This window comes from Tenacibaculum aquaeponti, assembly GCF_057221555.1.
Genome location: NZ_CM170147.1, coordinates 1,290,681 through 1,308,750 on the forward strand (window position 1 = coordinate 1,290,681; position 18,070 = coordinate 1,308,750).

Below are 18,070 nucleotides of genomic sequence, written 5' to 3' on the forward strand. Positions count from 1 at the left end.
CATAAACATCCTCTTTTATATTTTAAAACAACAAAAATTATGTTGCTGGTTTATATTCTTTTTTATCAATAATCATTTTAGCTATTATTTCTTTTAATATTTCAGAAGTACCACCTCCTATAGGTCCTAATCTACTATCTCTAAACATTCTAGCAAGAGGATAATCTTCCATATAACCATAACCTCCTAACAACTGTAAAGCATCATAAATTACTTCATCTGCAAATTTTGTTGATAGTAATTTACTCATACTTGCTTCTTTTACTACATAAGTTCCATCGTTTAATCTTTTAGTAATTGAGTAATTATATTCTTTACACATATCAACTTTAGATGCCATTTCTGCAACTTTATGTCTTAATGCCTGAAATTCGTTGATTTTTTTACCAAAAGCTTCACGTTCGTTCATATACTCTAACACATATTCTAAAGCATAATCTGCTCTTGCATGTGCGTTAACTCCCATAATTAATCGTTCTAATGCAAAATGCTGCATGATATAAGGAAAACCTTTTCCTTCTTCACCCATTAAGTTTTCTTTTGGAATAACTACATTATCGAAAGCTATTTCACCAGTATCTGATGCTCTCCAACCTAATTTATTTAGTTTCGTAGATGAAACTCCTTTTGTATCTCTATCTACAAGGAAAATACTCATTCCTTTATATTTGTCTTCAGGATTAGTTTTAGCTGCAACTATAAGATAATCTGAATAAACCCCATTAGTGATAAATGTTTTAGAACCATTTAACACATAATTATCACCATCTTTAACTGCAGTAGTTCTCATACCTGCAACATCACTTCCTCCAAAAGGTTCTGTGATACATAAACAACCTATTTTCTTTCCCTCAATACTTGGAGCTAAATATTCTGTTTTAATTCTATGATCTCCTTCTTTTTTAAGATGTGTCATTGCCAAATAAGCATGAGCCCACATAGCAGCAGCAAAACCACCAGAATTAATTCTTTGTAATTCTTCTAAAAATATAATTGTATAAAATAAATCAAGATCTAATCCACCATATTCTTCAGGTTGATATAAACCGAAATATCCCATTTCACCAAATTTTTCCCAAATAAAGCGATCTATAGTACCGGTTTCCTCCCATTTCTCGATATGAGGAACTACTTCTTTCTGTAAAAAATCTCTGAAACTTTTACGAAATGATTCATGTTCTTCAGTAAAGTACATACTGTAAATAAGTTTTAATTAAGTTTGTTGTTTGTTATTTTGCTTTCAAATATAAGACTATTCTGTCGTATTTGTTTTGAGGAAAATCTTTAATATTTCTTAATTCTTTTATATCTTGGAGTTCAGCAACTTCATCTCGATAATCAAAAATTTTCTTACATAAGTTATAATCTATATAAGGTAAATTAAGTATTTCCTTGAATGATGCAGTGTTAACATTGATTTTCTCAATGTTAGGTTTTTCTTGAATTACAAAAGCTTTTAATATTTCATCAGCAAGTTCTTTTTCTAAACCCCAAACTTCATAAAGTTGATCTTTAAAACTAAATCCTTTTAATTTAGAACGATACTTAATAATTCTTGTAGAAATTACTTCTCCTACCCCATCTACAATAGTAAAATCATTTACACTAGCTTTATTGATATCATTTGTAGAAATCTCTTTCTTAGTAGTCTGATTATCTTCTACAATAACAGGTGTAGTTAAAGTTTGTTTTAATTTATGTTTTTGCTTTTTAACAACCCAATCTGGAAATTTAAAATATGGCGAAATTACATTTAATAGACTATCAGAAACTTTAGTAACATTTTGAAATTCTGATGCAGAATTCACAAACTTATTCTGTTTACGAAATGCATGTAATCTATCAATCTCTTCTAAAGACATACCCAATTTCTCCCCTTTAAAATCTGAAATATAATTTGGATTAAACGGATATATTTTATTTAGCTTTTCTTCTTTTTCTTTTCTTAAACTATCTATTTCTGACTGCAACATTACTATCTCTTCTGTATTTATTGGAAGTTCTGATTCAGGAGAAACATCAATAAAAAAATATAATAATTGAAATAATATGATTAATAAAGCCAAAAATAAAATCCCATTTCTTTGGCTTTTAGAATACCAGAAATGGGATTTGAAATTTTTCATATGATAATTTTATTCACTATCCTTTGATAGCGTCTAAATATCTTTTTAATTGTTTCTTAACAACAGGCATTAAGAAATATAATCCTACCATATTAGGGAATACCATAGCAAAGATCATTGCATCTGAGAATGCCCAAATAGACCCCATACTTGCAGCTGCTCCAATTACCACGAAAGTTAAGAATAAAATCTTGTATGTTAAATCAGCTTTCTTTCCTCTACCAAATAAGAATTTCCAAGATTGTAATCCATAATAAGACCAAGAAATCATAGTTGATACAGCAAATAATACTACTGCGATAGTTAAGAACCAATCAGAGAATGGAATATATTTAGCAAAAGCCGAAGCTGTAATACCGGCACCTTCTACTCTAACTCCGTCAATTAAAACTCCACCTGTTCCGTCTCCTCCATAAGAAAACTCTCCTCCAAAGTTGAAAATAATAATAACTAACGCAGTCATTGTACAAATTACAACCGTATCAATAAATGGCTCTAATAATGCTACTAAACCTTCAGATGCAGAATACTTAGTTTTCACAGCAGAGTGAGCAATGGATGCTGAACCTGCTCCCGCTTCATTAGAGAAAGCCGCTCTTTTGAATCCTACGAGTAAAACTCCAATAACACCTCCAACTCCAATAGCTGTTGGATTAAAAGCCTCTCTAAAAATTAAACTTATAGCATCATCAACTAAACTAAAATTAGCTCCTAAAATATACAAACATGCTAATAAGTAAAGTAAAGCCATAAATGGTACTACTTTTTCAGTTACAGTTGCAATACGTTTAATACCTCCAATAATAATGATACCAACTACTAAAGCTAATACTAAACCAATAATTGCTCCAGCACTTGAACTTTCTAAATTCATTAATTTTTTAATAACTACTGTTGCTTGATTCGATTGTGCAGCATTACCTCCACCAAAAGAACCTCCAATACAGAAAATTGCAAATAATACAGCAGTAATTTTACCTAATGTTTCAAACCCTTTTTCTTTTAGACCTTTAGATAAGTAATACATTGGTCCTCCGTATACAGTTCCTTCTTCATCTACATCTCTGTACTGTACACCTAAAGTACATTCAACAAACTTTGTTGACATTCCTAATAAACCACAAACGATCATCCAGAATGTAGCACCTGGACCACCCAAAGCGATTGCTAAAGCAACACCTGCAATATTTCCATTACCTACAGTTCCTGATACTGCAGTTGCTAGAGCTTGGAAGTGAGTTACCTCTCCTTCTTTACTTTCATCTCTAATCGTTTCTATAGAATCTCCTCCTGGAGTTGAATCACCATAAGCTTCTTCTACTACAGCCTTATCAACATCATCATACTTTCCTCTAACAACATTAATTGCTGTAAAAAAGTGACGTATATTAGGAAAACCAAAATAAATTGTAAAAAATGCAGCACTAAAAACAAGTAATATTAAAACAAAAGGTGTCCCTGCAATATCGAAAAAGATAATATCACTAAAGAAATTAGAAATTGGTTGAAACGCCTCATCTATTTTTTGGTCTAAACCTTTCTCCTGGGCGAAAGTTAGCATCGGCATCAACCCCAATAGTAATGCCGTTAGTTTTTTATTCATCATGTGTAAATATATAGTTTTGTTGAATTAGTAGGTCGCAATATCTTAAAAAACTGATCTTTTAACAAGTTTTTCTCGTTAAAACTATTTTTATTGTTTCAAGTAAAAAGAAATAATGATTTTTTATTGATTAAAACAACTCCCTTAATTTATTGATTTGTTCAGGTCTTCCTAATACTATTAAATTTCCGTCTGTTTCTAATTTTAAAGAAGCGTCTGGATTAATTATGTATTCATTATTTAAAGTTTTATAGCCTATTACAGTACAACCTGTTTTTTTTCTAAGATCTAAATCTAAAATTGTTTTATTTAAATATTCTTTAGGCAAATCGTTAATTGCTATTTCTTCTAAATTAGCAGTTGTGTCTCCTTCAATAGTTAATCTATCTACAAACTCAATAACATCAGGAGTTACAACTAATGAAGCCATATGTGCACCACCTAACTTATCTGGCATTATAACATTATGAGCTCCAGCAATTTTTAATTTACTGTACGTTGTTTCTTTAGATGCTCTACTTATAATTTTACATTCTTTATTAAGCTGACTAGCTGTTAAAACCACAAACAAATTGTCTGCATCAGAAGGTAATGCTGTGATTAAATATTTTGCTTTTTTAATTCCAGCTTTAAGTAAAGTTTCATCTGAAGTCGCATCTCCTTCTACATTTAAAACACGATTTTCATCTAAATGCTTAATAAGCTCTTTATCTTTTTCTATTATTACAACTTTTCTGTTATAGCTTTTTAATTTGACTAAAGCCTGTTTCCCATTTCTTCCAAAACCACATACAATAGTATGTCCTTCTAATTGTTCAATCTGTTTTTGCACTCTTTTTATTTTAAGTCGTTGAAAAAAGTCTCCACTTATTAAATATTCAGAAAAAGAAGACACTGCATATCCAAAAGTAAATAAGCTTGATAAAATTAAAAATGTAGTAAATAATTTCTCTTCTGTAGAAAAAGGATGAACCTCTCCAAAGCCAACAGTTGTTATTGTTATTACTGTCATATAAAATGCATCAACAAAAGAATAATCAAATAAAAACAAATAACTTAAAACTCCAATAGCGAAAATTAATCCTGTAAAGAAGAAAGCTTTATAAAGACGAGATTTTAAAACAAATCGTATCATAAATCGAATACTGAAGTTCTTTTAGTATAAATTTTATCTTTCAATTTTAGAATAAAAGCTAACACCAAATACAAACCAAAAGATAAACCAACTGTTACAAATGAAAAGTAAATAAAAAACAAACGAACATTTACTACTCGCATTCCTAGCCTATCTCCTAACCTAGAAGACACATCAAAACCATATCGTTCAAAAAAATGTCGTATTGAATCAACCATTACATTTATTATTTAACGCAAGATACATCGAATTTTATTTGTTATCAATATCAATTTAAAAATCAGTTTGTATTCAGTAAATTTGCTTTTTGTCAAATATATTACTTTGAAAGAACAAGAATTCATTGAAGTTTACGGAGCCAGAGCTCATAACTTAAAGAATATAGATATTAAAATTCCTCGTGAAAAACTAGTTGTAATTACTGGTTTGAGCGGTAGCGGAAAATCTTCACTAGCTTTTGATACTATATATGCTGAAGGACAGCGTAGATATATTGAAACTTTTTCTGCTTATGCACGACAATTTTTAGGTGGATTAGAACGACCTGATGTTGATAAAATTGACGGATTATCTCCTGTAATTTCAATAGAACAAAAAACAACAAATAAAAGTCCGCGTTCTACTGTAGGAACAATTACAGAAATCTATGATTTTCTCCGACTTTTGTTTTCGAGAGCTTCTGATGCTTACTCTTATAACACAGGAGAGAAAATGGTTAGTTATTCTGATGATCAAATTAAGGAATTAATTCTAAACGATTTTGAGAATAAACGAATTGCTATTCTTGCTCCTTTAATTAAATCTAGAAAAGGACATTATCGTGAATTATTTGAACAAATATCTAAACAAGGTTTTGTTCGAGTTCGTGTTGATGGAGAAATCAAAGAAATAGAAAAGGGCATGAAACTCGATCGTTATAAAACTCACGATATAGAAGTAGTTATAGATCGACTTGTTGTAAACAATGAAGCTGATAAAAGATTAGAAGAAACCATTAAAACTGCCCTTTACACAGGAAATAATATTTTAATGGTTATTGATGTTGATGATGTAAAACCTCGATACTTCAGTAGAGAACTCATGTGTCCTACTACTGGAATTGCATATCCAAATCCAGAACCAAATACTTTTTCATTTAACTCTCCGAAAGGAGCTTGCGAAAAATGTAATGGTCTTGGAATTAACAATGAAGTTAATCTTAAAAAAGTAATACCTGACGATTCTATTTCCATTAAAAATGGAGGAATTGTTCCACTAGGTGAACAAAAAAATAGCTGGATTTTCAAACAACTTCAGAATATAGCAGAGCGCTACAAGTTTAAACTGACAGATCCTATCAATAAAATTCCTGAAGAAGCAGTATATGTTATTTTAAATGGAGGGAAAGAGAGTTTTAAAATTCAATCTAAAACAGCTGGAGTTACACGTAGTTACGATATCGACTTTGAAGGAATCATTTCATTCATTACCAATCAATATAAAAACTCCGACAGTTCATCTATCAAAAGATGGGCGAAAGGATTTATGGATGAAGTAAAATGTACAAGTTGTGAAGGCAAACGATTAAAAAAAGAAGCTTTAAACTTTAAAATCACAGACAAAAACATTAGTAATTTAGCACAAATGGATGTTAGCGAGTTAGCTAATTGGTTCACCAATATTGAAGATAAATTAAGTGCTAAGCAATTAAAAATCGCTTCAGAGATTTTAAAAGAAATTCGTACTCGAATTCAGTTTTTATTAGATGTTGGTTTAGATTATTTAACCTTAGATCGAACTTCAAAATCTTTATCTGGTGGCGAAGCGCAACGTATTCGTTTAGCAACTCAAATCGGGTCTCAATTAGTCGGTGTACTTTATATTTTAGATGAACCAAGTATTGGTTTACATCAACGTGACAATCAGAAATTAATTGATTCTTTAATAAAACTTAGAGATGTTGGTAATTCAGTTTTAGTTGTAGAACATGATGAAGACATGATAAAACATGCCGATTATGTTTTAGATATTGGTCCTGGCGCAGGAAGACATGGAGGTGAAATTGTAAGTAAAGGATCATTTGAAGATTTAACTAAACAACAAACTTTAACTGCAGATTATATAGCAAAACGAAAAAGTATTGAAGTTCCTAAAGAACGAAGAAAAGGAAATGGAAATAAAATAAAATTAACTGGTGCTTCTGGAAACAACTTAAAAGATGTATCAGTAGAATTTCCTCTGGGAAAAATGATTTGTGTTACTGGTGTTTCTGGAAGTGGAAAATCTACTTTAATTAACGAAACTCTATACCCTATTTTAAATGCTCATATTTATAGAGGTGTAAAAAAACCAATGCCTTATAAAAGTATTAAAGGATTAGAGCATGTGGATAAAGTAATTGATATTGATCAATCTCCAATTGGTAGAACGCCACGTTCAAATCCTGCCACCTATACAGGAGTATTTAGTGAAATCCGTAGTTTATTTGCTAAAACACCTGAAGCTTCTATTCGAGGTTATAAACCAGGGCGTTTCAGTTTTAATGTAAAAGGTGGACGATGTGAAACTTGTCAAGGTGGTGGTTTACGAGTAATTGAAATGAATTTTTTACCCGACGTTCATGTAGAATGTGAAACTTGTCAAGGAAAACGTTTCAACAGAGAAACTTTAGAAATTCGTTATAAAGGAAAATCAATTTCCGATGTATTAGAAATGACCATTAACGAAGCTGTTGCATTTTTTGAACACATTCCTAAAATTTATAGAAAATTAAAAACCATTCAAGATGTTGGTTTAGGTTATATAACACTTGGGCAACAATCTACTACTTTATCTGGAGGAGAAGCTCAACGTATTAAACTAGCATCTGAACTTTCTAAACGAGATACTGGAAATACCTTTTATATTTTAGATGAACCTACAACTGGTTTACACTTTGAAGATATTCGTGTTTTAATGGAAGTTTTAAATAAACTTGTAGAAAAAGGAAATACTGTTTTAATTATTGAACACAACCTAGATGTTATAAAATTGGCTGATCATATTATAGATGTTGGTATGGAAGGCGGAAAAGGAGGCGGACAAATTCTTGTCACCGGAACTCCAGAAAAAGTAGCAAAACATAAAGAAAGTTACACCGCTAAATTTTTAAAGAAAGAACTTTAATATTATTACCATTTAATAAAAAGTTTTAACCCCATTAGTGATAAATAATAACACTTTTGGGGTTTATCATTATCCTGACAATAAATAGTACTTTAATTTTTTTTTATTATATTCACAGTGAATATTTTCATTTACAAATTGCTTGAATCTAATAGCTATGAATTTAGTTTCAAATTACATCTTAAAGATTGCTGAATTAAAATAAAAATATTTATCGCGAAAATAGACATGAACCTTGAGTGTCTTAAAATATTCGAGGATTTAATTATTTTTAATTTTAATATTATGAAAAAATCAATTTTAAATCTAGGTAAAGCTTTAAACAAAGTAGAACAAAAAACTATTAACGGTGGTTTCGGACCAATTAGATATTGTAAAAATATAGGTGGGTACTGTGATCCAATGCATATTTGTGAATCAAGAGGTGCTGGGCTTCCTGGTGTTTGTGTTAGTATAGAATTAGAATAACATATATATTCTTATTATTATCAGAGCCAAAATGAATTCGTTTTGGCTCTTTTTTATTTTTCTTCATCAGAAAATACTATTTCATAATTTTTCAAGTTATCAATAAGAGAAAAATTAGATTGCAATTAATCTACTAATTTAACAGTACACTAAAATGCAATTTAATACTACTTTCAAAGGAGAAACTATACATAAAAAAGGAGAGTTTAAAACTCTCCTTTTTTTACATTTTATCTAAAATATCTTCGGCTTCTTTTGCTTTATATAATTTCTCTTTCGTTATTTTCTTGAATACTTTCTTAGCTTCTTTTTTATTATTCGATTTTAAATACAACAAACCTAAATACCATTGTCCTTTTTCCGCATCTATTAAATCACTATTAATTAATGTTTTTAAAGTATTTTTGGCTTCATCGAACTTTTTCAATTCAATTTCAGAAAGTGCTTTATAAATAAAAACAGCGCTCTTTTTATTTTCTTCTAATTCAATAGAAAAAATTGCTAGAGCATCTTCATATCGTTTCGCTTTAAACAATATCTCTGCATCAATTAATTTTGCATTCTCAGTTTCGCTTCTAGTAACAAATGATGGTAATTTTTCTAGTTGAATATGATTAGCATATAAAGTTTCTGCATCTACGGTTTCTTTAAGAAAAATATTTGATGCTAAAATGAAAATAATTGCAGCAGCAAAACCAGAAACTAATGCTATAACTTTACTTCTATTATTTGTCGTTTTCGTTTTAGCAACTCCTTTAATTGCTTCTCTAATCGCTTTTACTTCTGCACTATTGTATAATTCTTCATACTCTTTAACTTCAGCATCATCAACATTATCAATAAAACTCCAACTTTCTTCATTTAAAGATTCGAACAATTGTTTTTCTAGAAGATAATGCTCTTTAAAATTGAGATCATCTTCTAAACGTTTTAAGAAACTCAACTTTTCTTCTTCTGAAAGCTCATTTCTTAAAAAACGTTCTATTAATATATCGTCTTCTAAATTCATAATTCTTGTAACGTGAGATATCTTTTATCTCCTTTAATTAGGTCGGTTAATTTCTTTTTGCATTTAAATACTCGCTGTCTTACTACTGTTTCAGAATTGTATTCTGTACTTTCAACAATCTCAGCATAGGGTACTTTAGCAAAGAAAAGTGATAGTATTTTCTTACAATTATCTGAAATCAGATTTAGTTTTTCTAAAAACAACTCGTGTCGTTTTTGTTCCACTAAAGCGTTTGCATTATCTTTAGCTTCACTTACTAGTTCAATTACCTCCTGATTTGTTACCCTATTTTTTTTACTATTTAATTCTCTTCGCCATAAATTTTTACAAACAGTAAACAAATAAGCATCGAAACTACTATTAATTTCTATGCCTTCTTTTTTATGACGAACTGCAATTTGCAATAACGCTTTTTGGAAAACATCTTCAGCATCTTCTACTCCTCCTCTATTTTGAAGTATAAATCGTTTTACTTGGGTAAAATTAGTACTATAAATTTTTGAGATAATTCTTGAATCTCCTTCAACAAGCGCATTTAAATATAAACTACTATCCATTTTTACAATCTGATACGCAAAAATAAAATTTTATACTTTTGCGCGGGTAACATTTTAAAGTTTTATAAACAAGGGGACAACGAATATATACAAAAACAAAATATTATGAAATAATCACAATAAGTTAATTGAACAATTTTAGCTTTATTAGTGTTTGCTTGTTTTTAGTTTTACGAGTAGTATTGATAACAACAATACAGACAGCTACAAGAGCATAAAAAATATTAAAAGTACTGTAACTTATGAATTTTGTGTTGAAATAAATTATTATACACCTGAAAAAGCTACAGAATCAATTCAACATTATTTAAAATCTAATAACTTAATATTAATTAAAACTCTTTATCGATATTATAATAAAGCTGGTATTAAAGTTAGGAAGAGAATACATGGTACTGAAAACGCTACGACTTTAGATGAAGACCTAGATATACCAAACACTGAAGTAGCTATTAGTTTTTCTTATTATGTAAAAAATATAGAATGCTCTAACGATGATGGAAACTTCGATTATGTACCTAGTATTTTCGGAATTTAAAAAACTTATTTTAAAAAAATCATATAAGATCAAAATCTCAATTTTGATCTTATTTTTAATATTCACTAATTTTAAGATTTTTTCTCAATTCAATTCTGCTAAGGATATTTTTGAATACAACAAACACTATAGTCTTAATGTTAAAAAAACAGATAGTATTTTATCAAATAATTATAAATCTGAAGAAATAAAAGCTTTAAAAACCTCTCTCTTTAGTCGTTTTTTTTATCGTATTAAAGATTTAAAATCTGCAATAAACTATTCAGAAAAAAGTGTAAAATTATTTGAAAAAAACAACATAAAAAGTAAGGAATATCATAACTCATTATATCTTTTAGGCCTATTCAAACTATATAATAATGAAGTAGATAACGCAATAATACATTTTAAAAAAGCTTCTAATCTAAATTTATACATCAAAAAAAAGGGACAAGCTCTTTGTCAGTTAGGGACATGTTATCAGTATCTTGGTGATCTAAAAAAATCAATTGATTATTTTGAAAAGGGAATAAAAATATTAAAAAAGGAAGGCAAAAAATCAAGTATTGTAGCCCAGTGTATAAACATGTCCGCTTCAAGTAACTTCATTGATGAAAAATCAAAAATTAAAATTGGAATAAGATATCTTATTTATGCAGATAGTTTAATAAAAGCTAATCCTAAAAAGATAAAAAGAAGTCTAATAAATAATATTTATACAAATTTAGCTAACTTATATGCTAAACCACAAATATCTAATTATAATAAAGCTAAATTTTATTATTCTTTAGCTATTAAAAAGGCTATACTAAATAGAAATAATTTCTTTATTTATTTAAACTACATGAATTATGGAGAGTTTTTATTAAAAAACAATAAAGATAGTTCTAAATATTATTTAATTAAAAGTATAAATAAAAACCCTTCACTTTCAGCTTACGACACAATTGTTAAAGCTGAAAGTCACAGAAACTTATCTGAATTTTATTTAATAGAGGAAAACTATAATGAGAGTTTAAAAAACATTAATAACTCTTTAAGTTTAAGCTTTAATACTCATAATGCTATTCCTGAAAAGATCAAACTTATTAAAACCAATAGAAGATCTAATATTTTAAAGGCTTTATATACAAAAATTAAGATTTTAAATCGATTGTATTTAGAAAACAAAGATTCAAGATACTTAACACAAATTATTGAAACGGTTAATATTAGTGATCAGCTTATAGAAATCATCTTAGAAGACAGTACAGAAGCTAGCACTCAATTTTCTTGGCGTAATGATGTATCAAAAATTTATAATTATGGTATATATGCGGCAAAATTATTAGGTGATGATAATTTACAGTTTCAATACTTAGAGAAAAATAAAGCCTTTTTACTTACCCAAAGTATAAATGACAATAACTATTCTTTAAACTTACCTAATCATATTGTTAATGAAGAATTACACTATAAAAAGCAAATTTTACAGTTAGAAAATCAAGTTTCAAACACTGAAACAAAACAACTAAAAGATTCTTTGTTTGATCTAAAATTCGCTTATCAAAACTTTAAAGATTCTATACAAAAAGTTTATCCACAACATTTTGAAAGTAAGGCTAAAGTAAAACTAACTTCTTTACAAAATGTTCGACAACAAATAAATGATAAAACTGTAATTGTTTCTTATGCTATTCAAAATAACGAAACCACAGCTATTAATATTTCTTCTGGTTTACTCATCGCAAAAGATAAAACTATTCCTTTTTCTATTCCAAATATCAAGAAATTAAAAGAGGATTTACATCTTTACCGTCAACTTATTTCTAAACCTTTAAATAGCAAAAAAGAAGTTCAACAATACAATACGATTGGAAATTCTTTGTACAATAGTTTATTCCCAAGTGAAGAAATCAAGAATTTAATTCAAAATAAGAAAGTTGTTATTATCCCAGATGATAATCTTCAGAATATTCCTTTTGAAGCTTTTGTTACTGATACGACTTCAAATAGATTTTTAATAGAAGATACTGATGTTAGCTACGCTTATTCTATGTCATTCTTAAATGTAAACAATAATATCTCTAGAGTTTCTGAAAAAGATTTTGCTGGCTTTGCTCCTATTGAATTCCAGAATAAAAACCTTGCTACATTACAATATTCCGCAGAAGAAATTAATTCGATTAATGATAATTTAAACGGAACAATCTTTACAGGTGCAGATGTTACTAAAGATAGTTTTTTCACCAATGCTTCTAATGCTAAAATTATTCATTTAGCAACTCATGCAGATGTTTCCAAAAAACCTGTAATTCATTTTAGCAAAGATTCTTTGAATCTACATGAATTATACACTTATAAAAACAATGCGGATTTAGTTGTTTTAAGTGCTTGTGAAACCAATGTTGGAGAGCTAAAAAAAGGAGAAGGTATTTTAAACTTAGCTCGTAGTTTCTTTTATTCTGGTTCTAAATCGGTGGTTTCCTCTTTATGGAAAGTTAATGATGCGGCCACTACAGAGTTAATGACAAACTTTTACAGTAACTTAAAAGATCATCAATCCAAATCAGAAGCGTTAAACAATGCCAAAAGAAAGTATTTAAAAACTCATTCACTTTCAGAAAAATCTCCTTATTACTGGGCATCTTTTATTTTAATTGGAGACACTGCTCCTACTTTTGAAAATAATAACTTCATATATTGGGTTTTCCTAGGATTTGTAAGTTTATTTCTTCTTGTTTTTATTTCTAAAAAACTAATAAATAGAGGGAAATAAAATTTTTATACTTTTGCGCGGGTAACAATTTTATGTTTTTTAAACAAAGGGGAAATATATAAAAACAAAAACACTATGAAATTATTTAATTATTTAAAGTTAGCCGTAATATTTTCTATCTTAATATTAGCTTTTAGCTGTAATGATAATGAAAATTTAGACGAAATTATTGAACCAGAACTTGAGTTAGTGGGTAGAGAAAATAGTTTTACAACTGATGGGATTATTTCAGAAGATCAAAGTGACAAGAATACACTACTAATTTATAACTGTGTAAAATTCTGTTTTAAAAAAGGTTTATCTAATCTTCAAAAATATAAAGCAGTTGACAATTTTTACGATTCAAAACCTGAAATTAAGTCAAAGATCCAAGGTGCTCTCATAAAAATTTCTAGAAATTGCTCCGATTGTGAAATATGGTCTTATGGTAGACCAGCTGGACCAAACGATGATGATGATAATGATGATAAAAACAATGATGATGATGAATTAATTTTAGATCTAGTTGGAAAACAAAATATTATTTTACCACGATCTTTCAATGATTCTTTTATCGTATCTTATTCTTTATCATATGATTGCCAATTTACTGAAAATTATGACCAAGAGTGTAATGATAATGATAATGATAATGATAATGATAAAAACATTGATGTCATCGTCAAATAATAAAAAGCATTTAATTTTATTTATATTTTTTATTGTTCTTCTACCTTTTTGTGTAGAAGGACAAGTTTCTACTAAAAATGATAGTACTTTTTTTAATGAAAAAAAAGCTGATAGTATTCTTTTTACATTAAGAAAAGATAGCACCCAATTAATAAAGACTTCTTCTATTATTTTTAAATATTTTTATAAGAAAAATAACATTTCTTTAGCTATAAAATACGCTACTGTTCAGTACAAACTAATAAATAAAAGACATAAATCTTATCATTTATTATTAATGCAATTGGGGTATTTTCATATTAAAAACAATAATTTAGAAAATGCCATAAAACTCTTCAGTGAGGCTTCTCTTTTAAATTATGACAAAAAAAGAAAGGGACAAGCTTTTTGTTATCTAGGCAGGTGTTTTTATCTGCAAGGAGACTATAGCAAATCAATCAATTATTATGAAAAAGGGATTAATATTTTACTTAAATGTAGTACCCCCACTAATATTGTTAAACATTGCTTTAATGCTTCTCAAAATTCTAACTTCACCTTAAATATTAACCATATTAAAAAATCTATTATCTTTTTAAAAATTGCTGACAGCATTATTGAAAAAAACAATAAAATAAAAGATAAAAAAACAAGGGTAAACTTATATTTTGGAAATGTGTACTCTAAAAAAATAATGGACAGTTTTTTAAAAGCTAACTTTTATTATAATGAAGCTTTAAAAGAAGCAAAACTCTACAATGACATAAGCTTTATTTCTACTATAATTAGAAATCAAGGTCAACATTATATTACCCATAAAAAAGATAGTGCTATCTACTTTCTGGAAAAAAGTCTAGAATATTGTAAGAAATTAAGTTATGATGATTCAAGGTTAACTAAAGCAAACGCATATTTAAATTTAAGTGAATTTTATTACAACAAAAAAAAATACATAAAAGCTTTAGAAAACTCGTACTTAGCTTTTGATTTTTTTTACACTTCAAACAATAAACAGTTTAAGAAAATATATCCAGATGTTTTACATCAAAAAAACAACAGAAAAAATAGTTCTTTAATCACTTATAAATTCAATTTAAAAACATTAATAGCTCTAATAGAACAATCAAATCAAAAAGAAAAATATATTAATGATGCTATTATCTCTATCAAAAACTTTGATAATTTAATTTCTGTTATACTTGATAATGATACGAATACAGAATCTCAGTTTCAATGGAGAAAAGATGCTTCTGAAATTTATAATTACGCAGCTTATATTTATTATTTAAAACAAGATTATCAATCTGCTTTTAGCTATTTAGAAAAAAACAAGGCTTTTTTATTAGCTCAAAATATAGATCATAACAATGTAAACAAAGAGCTTCCTAAAGTAATTTTAGATAAAGACAAAAGCTTTAAAAAAGATATATTAAACTTAGAATATAAACTTGTTGATAAAGAAATTCAATCCACAAAAGATTCTCTATTTGATCTTAGGTTTTCTTACCAACAATTTAAAGATTCAATCCGAACTGTTTTTCCTAAGTATTTTCAATTAAAAAGTAAAACGGACTTAATTTCTCTTCAAGAGGTTCAAAAAAATTTAGACGATAATACTGTTATTATTTCTTATTCTATTCAAAATAATATTGAAGAAAATTCTGTAGATACTTCTATTGGTTTATGTATCAGCAAAAACAATAGTATTCCTTTTTCTTTAAAAAGTAGTGCTATCAAAAACAAACTACAAACATTCTCTAAACTTATTTCAAAACCTTTAAATAGCAAAAAAGAGATTCAACAATACAATACGATTGCAAATTCTTTGTACAATAGTTTATTCCCAAGTGAAGAAATCAAAAATTTAATTCAAAATAAAAAAGTTGTTATTATTCCAGATGATAATCTTCAGAATATTCCTTTTGAAGCTTTTATTACTGATACAACTTCAAATAAATTTTTAATAGAAGATACTGATATTAGCTACGCTTATTCTATGTCATTCTTAAATGTGAATAATAACATCTCTAGAGTTTCTGAAAAAGATTTTGCTGGGTTTGCTCCTATTGAATTCCAGAATAAAAATCTAACTACGTTACAATATTCAGCAGAAGAAATCAATTCGATTAATAATAATTTAAACGGAACAATCTTTACAGGTGCAGACGTTACAAAAGATAGTTTTTTTACCAATGCTTCTAATGCTAAAATTATTCATTTAGCAACTCATGCAGATGTTTCCCAAAAACCTGTAATTCATTTTAGCAAAGATTCTTTGAATCTACATGAATTATACACTTATAAAAACAATGCGGATTTAGTTGTTTTAAGTGCTTGTGAAACCAATGTTGGAGAGCTAAAAAAAGGAGAAGGTATTTTAAACTTAGCTCGTGGTTTCTTTTATTCTGGTTCTAAATCGGTGGTTTCCTCTTTATGGAAAGTTAATGATGCTGCCACTACAGAGTTAATGACAAACTTTTACAGTAACTTAAAAGATCATCAATCCAAATCAGAAGCGTTAAACAATGCCAAAAGAAAGTATTTAAAAACTCATTCACTTTCAGAAAAATCTCCTTATTACTGGGCATCTTTTATTTTAATTGGAGACACTGCTCCTACTTTTGAAGTGAATTATACAATACACTATATCATAGCTTTTTCCATATTACTTATACTTTTTTTTATTTTTTTTAAAAAAAGAGGGTAACAATTTCAAACAAGATGAACATAAGGGTGTAATAACAAATTTCAAGAGTTATTTCTCATAACATATACATTTTGTTTGGTTTAATCATAATTGCTAGAAAAAGAACATAAATTGTTATGAATGTTATTCGCGGAAATTACGATGGAAAAAAGTTATGAAAAGGAAAACGTAAAAAAGTTAGTATTGAAAAAGAAGTCTTTTTTACAAAACACAAGGGGAAACAAATGTTTCCTCTTTGTTTGTTTTTAAAGAAATTCCCATTCCTCGAAATCAAAAACTACTTACTCATTAATACCTCATTAAACTCAAAAAAATATTATTCTATTTTTTTCTTCTTTTTGTAAAAAAAATGGGTAACAATTTTCCTTAAACAGAACGTATAGGTGTAAATAACAAATTTCAAGAGTTATTTCTCATAATAATGTTTGTTTGGTTTAATCATTATTGCTAGAAAAAGAAAACAAAATTGCTGTGAAACGTCTTACGGGGAAATTGCGAAGGGAAAAGTTATGAAAAGGGAAATGTAAAAAAGTTAGTAATGAAAAAGAAATCTTTTTTACAAAAACAAAAGGAGAAACAAATGTTTCTCCTTTGTTTGTTTAAAAGCATTTTTTATCTAAAAAAAAGCACTAAATTAGCAAGTCCTTTAAAAATTGATAAAATGACAAACGACGATAGAAAAATCCGTGAGAAACTTCAACAAAAAACATGGAATGAGATAAAAACAAACGATTCTTGGGCTATTTTTAAAATTATGGCTGAGTTTGTAGATGGATATGAAAGATTAAGTAAAATTGGACCATGCGTTTCTATTTTTGGATCTGCAAGAACAAAACCAGATCATAAATACTATAAGTTAGCTGAAGAAGTTGCTTACCAACTTACACAAAGTGGATTTGGAGTAATTACTGGTGGTGGACCAGGTATTATGGAAGCAGGTAATAAAGGAGCAAATAGAGGAAAAGGAACTTCTGTAGGTTTAAATATTGAATTACCTTTTGAACAACATGATAATCCTTGGATTGACCCAGGTAAAAGTTTAGACTTTGATTATTTCTTTGTTCGTAAAGTAATGTTTGTAAAATATTCTCAAGGTTTTGTTGTAATGCCTGGAGGTTTTGGAACAATGGATGAACTTTTTGAAGCAATCACATTAATTCAAACACATAAAATTGGTCGTTTTCCAATTGTTTTAGTTGGTAAAAAATTCTGGAGTGGTTTATTAGATTGGATTGAAAATACACTTTTAGAAGAAGGAAATATTAGTCCAGATGATTTAAAACTATTTAGAGTTGTAGATACAGCTGAAGAAGCTGTTGAACATTTTAATAAATTCTACGCTAAATACCAATTAAAACCTAATTTCTAATCTTTTTTGGGTAAAAAAAGTAGAACTGA

At 28.1% G+C, this 18,070-nt stretch carries 14 protein-coding genes; 7 read left to right on the forward strand and 7 right to left on the reverse strand.

The genetic code is table 11. The features are described 5' to 3' along the window. Nucleotides 1-37 precede the first annotated feature (37 nt). The 5 genes from AC2TEO_RS05610 to AC2TEO_RS05630 all read right to left on the reverse strand — a co-directional run bounded on the left by AC2TEO_RS05610 (nucleotide 38) and on the right by AC2TEO_RS05630 (nucleotide 5,082). The gene (locus AC2TEO_RS05610) at nucleotides 38-1,195 is read right to left on the reverse strand and encodes an acyl-CoA dehydrogenase family protein (RefSeq protein ID WP_442267170.1); all 1,158 of its coding nucleotides are present in this window, start codon (nucleotides 1,193-1,195) and stop codon (nucleotides 38-40) included. A 34-nt stretch (nucleotides 1,196-1,229) separates the two neighbouring features. After that, entirely contained in the window at nucleotides 1,230-2,126 is an 897-nt protein-coding gene (locus tag AC2TEO_RS05615; RefSeq protein ID WP_442267171.1) for a ComEA family DNA-binding protein, read from the reverse strand. A gap of 16 nt (nucleotides 2,127-2,142) precedes the next feature. Then, nucleotides 2,143-3,729: an alanine/glycine:cation symporter family protein gene (locus AC2TEO_RS05620; protein ID WP_442267745.1), complete on the reverse strand. Its 1,587-nt coding sequence runs from the start codon at nucleotides 3,727-3,729 to the stop codon at nucleotides 2,143-2,145. Between the two features lie 130 nt (nucleotides 3,730-3,859). Next, nucleotides 3,860-4,864 carry a potassium channel family protein gene (locus tag AC2TEO_RS05625; protein WP_442267172.1) on the reverse strand — a complete coding sequence of 335 codons (1,005 nt, stop codon included), beginning with the start codon at nucleotides 4,862-4,864 and terminating at the stop codon, nucleotides 3,860-3,862. Then, nucleotides 4,861-5,082, reverse strand: a complete 222-nt coding sequence (locus tag AC2TEO_RS05630) for a PspC domain-containing protein (protein WP_442267173.1) — start codon at nucleotides 5,080-5,082, stop codon at nucleotides 4,861-4,863. Before AC2TEO_RS05630 ends, AC2TEO_RS05625 begins: the two co-directional genes overlap by 4 nt. Nucleotides 5,083-5,188: 106 nt before the next feature. Between AC2TEO_RS05630 and uvrA the strand changes: the two genes are divergently transcribed. Beyond that, complete coding sequence (gene uvrA / locus AC2TEO_RS05635) at nucleotides 5,189-8,008, forward strand: excinuclease ABC subunit UvrA (protein WP_442267174.1); 2,820 nt, start codon at nucleotides 5,189-5,191, stop codon at nucleotides 8,006-8,008. 285 nt (nucleotides 8,009-8,293) lie between these two features. Then, nucleotides 8,294-8,476 (forward strand): hypothetical protein, encoded by a 183-nt coding sequence (locus AC2TEO_RS05640; protein ID WP_442267175.1) that lies wholly within the window; start codon nucleotides 8,294-8,296, stop codon nucleotides 8,474-8,476. A 223-nt stretch (nucleotides 8,477-8,699) separates the two neighbouring features. Here AC2TEO_RS05640 and AC2TEO_RS05645 read toward each other — a convergent pair whose 3' ends face one another. Together AC2TEO_RS05645 and AC2TEO_RS05650 are read right to left on the reverse strand one after the other, a co-directional pair. Next, complete coding sequence (locus AC2TEO_RS05645) at nucleotides 8,700-9,485, reverse strand: tetratricopeptide repeat protein (RefSeq protein ID WP_442267176.1); 786 nt, start codon at nucleotides 9,483-9,485, stop codon at nucleotides 8,700-8,702. Beyond that, entirely contained in the window at nucleotides 9,482-10,042 is a 561-nt protein-coding gene (locus AC2TEO_RS05650) for an RNA polymerase sigma factor (RefSeq protein WP_442267177.1), read from the reverse strand. The genes AC2TEO_RS05645 and AC2TEO_RS05650 overlap by 4 nt, the downstream gene beginning before the upstream one ends. A gap of 154 nt (nucleotides 10,043-10,196) precedes the next feature. Between AC2TEO_RS05650 and AC2TEO_RS05655 the strand changes: the two genes are divergently transcribed. The 5 genes from AC2TEO_RS05655 (at nucleotide 10,197) to AC2TEO_RS05675 (ending at nucleotide 18,041) form a co-directional block, all read left to right on the forward strand. After that, complete coding sequence (locus AC2TEO_RS05655) at nucleotides 10,197-10,580, forward strand: hypothetical protein (protein ID WP_442267178.1); 384 nt, start codon at nucleotides 10,197-10,199, stop codon at nucleotides 10,578-10,580. A gap of 43 nt (nucleotides 10,581-10,623) precedes the next feature. Next, nucleotides 10,624-13,317, forward strand: a complete 2,694-nt coding sequence (locus AC2TEO_RS05660) for a CHAT domain-containing protein (RefSeq protein ID WP_442267179.1) — start codon at nucleotides 10,624-10,626, stop codon at nucleotides 13,315-13,317. 75 nt (nucleotides 13,318-13,392) lie between these two features. After that, a complete protein-coding gene (locus tag AC2TEO_RS05665) occupies nucleotides 13,393-13,986 on the forward strand; it encodes a hypothetical protein (RefSeq protein ID WP_442267180.1) in 594 nt (197 codons plus the stop codon). Further along, complete coding sequence (locus AC2TEO_RS05670) at nucleotides 13,970-16,672, forward strand: CHAT domain-containing protein (RefSeq protein ID WP_442267181.1); 2,703 nt, start codon at nucleotides 13,970-13,972, stop codon at nucleotides 16,670-16,672. The genes AC2TEO_RS05665 and AC2TEO_RS05670 overlap by 17 nt, the downstream gene beginning before the upstream one ends. Before the next feature lie 661 nt (nucleotides 16,673-17,333). Further along, nucleotides 17,334-18,041, forward strand: a complete 708-nt coding sequence (locus tag AC2TEO_RS05675; RefSeq protein ID WP_442267182.1) for an LOG family protein — start codon at nucleotides 17,334-17,336, stop codon at nucleotides 18,039-18,041. Nucleotides 18,042-18,070: the final 29 nt, after the last annotated feature.

Excerpts from the sequence above, each read along its gene's own strand:
- AC2TEO_RS05610 (WP_442267170.1), bottom strand. The coding sequence starts at position 1,195 with ATGTACTTTACTGAAGAACATGAATCATTTCGTAAAAGTTTCAGAGAT.
- AC2TEO_RS05615 (WP_442267171.1), bottom strand. The coding sequence starts at position 2,126 with ATGAAAAATTTCAAATCCCATTTCTGGTATTCTAAAAGCCAAAGAAAT.
- AC2TEO_RS05620 (WP_442267745.1), bottom strand. The coding sequence starts at position 3,729 with ATGAATAAAAAACTAACGGCATTACTATTGGGGTTGATGCCGATGCTA.
- AC2TEO_RS05625 (WP_442267172.1), bottom strand. The coding sequence starts at position 4,864 with ATGATACGATTTGTTTTAAAATCTCGTCTTTATAAAGCTTTCTTCTTT.
- AC2TEO_RS05630 (WP_442267173.1), bottom strand. The coding sequence starts at position 5,082 with ATGGTTGATTCAATACGACATTTTTTTGAACGATATGGTTTTGATGTG.
- AC2TEO_RS05640 (WP_442267175.1), top strand. The coding sequence starts at position 8,294 with ATGAAAAAATCAATTTTAAATCTAGGTAAAGCTTTAAACAAAGTAGAA.
- AC2TEO_RS05645 (WP_442267176.1), bottom strand. The coding sequence starts at position 9,485 with ATGAATTTAGAAGACGATATATTAATAGAACGTTTTTTAAGAAATGAG.
- AC2TEO_RS05650 (WP_442267177.1), bottom strand. The coding sequence starts at position 10,042 with ATGGATAGTAGTTTATATTTAAATGCGCTTGTTGAAGGAGATTCAAGA.
- AC2TEO_RS05665 (WP_442267180.1), top strand. The coding sequence starts at position 13,393 with ATGAAATTATTTAATTATTTAAAGTTAGCCGTAATATTTTCTATCTTA.
- AC2TEO_RS05670 (WP_442267181.1), top strand. The coding sequence starts at position 13,970 with ATGTCATCGTCAAATAATAAAAAGCATTTAATTTTATTTATATTTTTT.
- AC2TEO_RS05675 (WP_442267182.1), top strand. The coding sequence starts at position 17,334 with ATGACAAACGACGATAGAAAAATCCGTGAGAAACTTCAACAAAAAACA.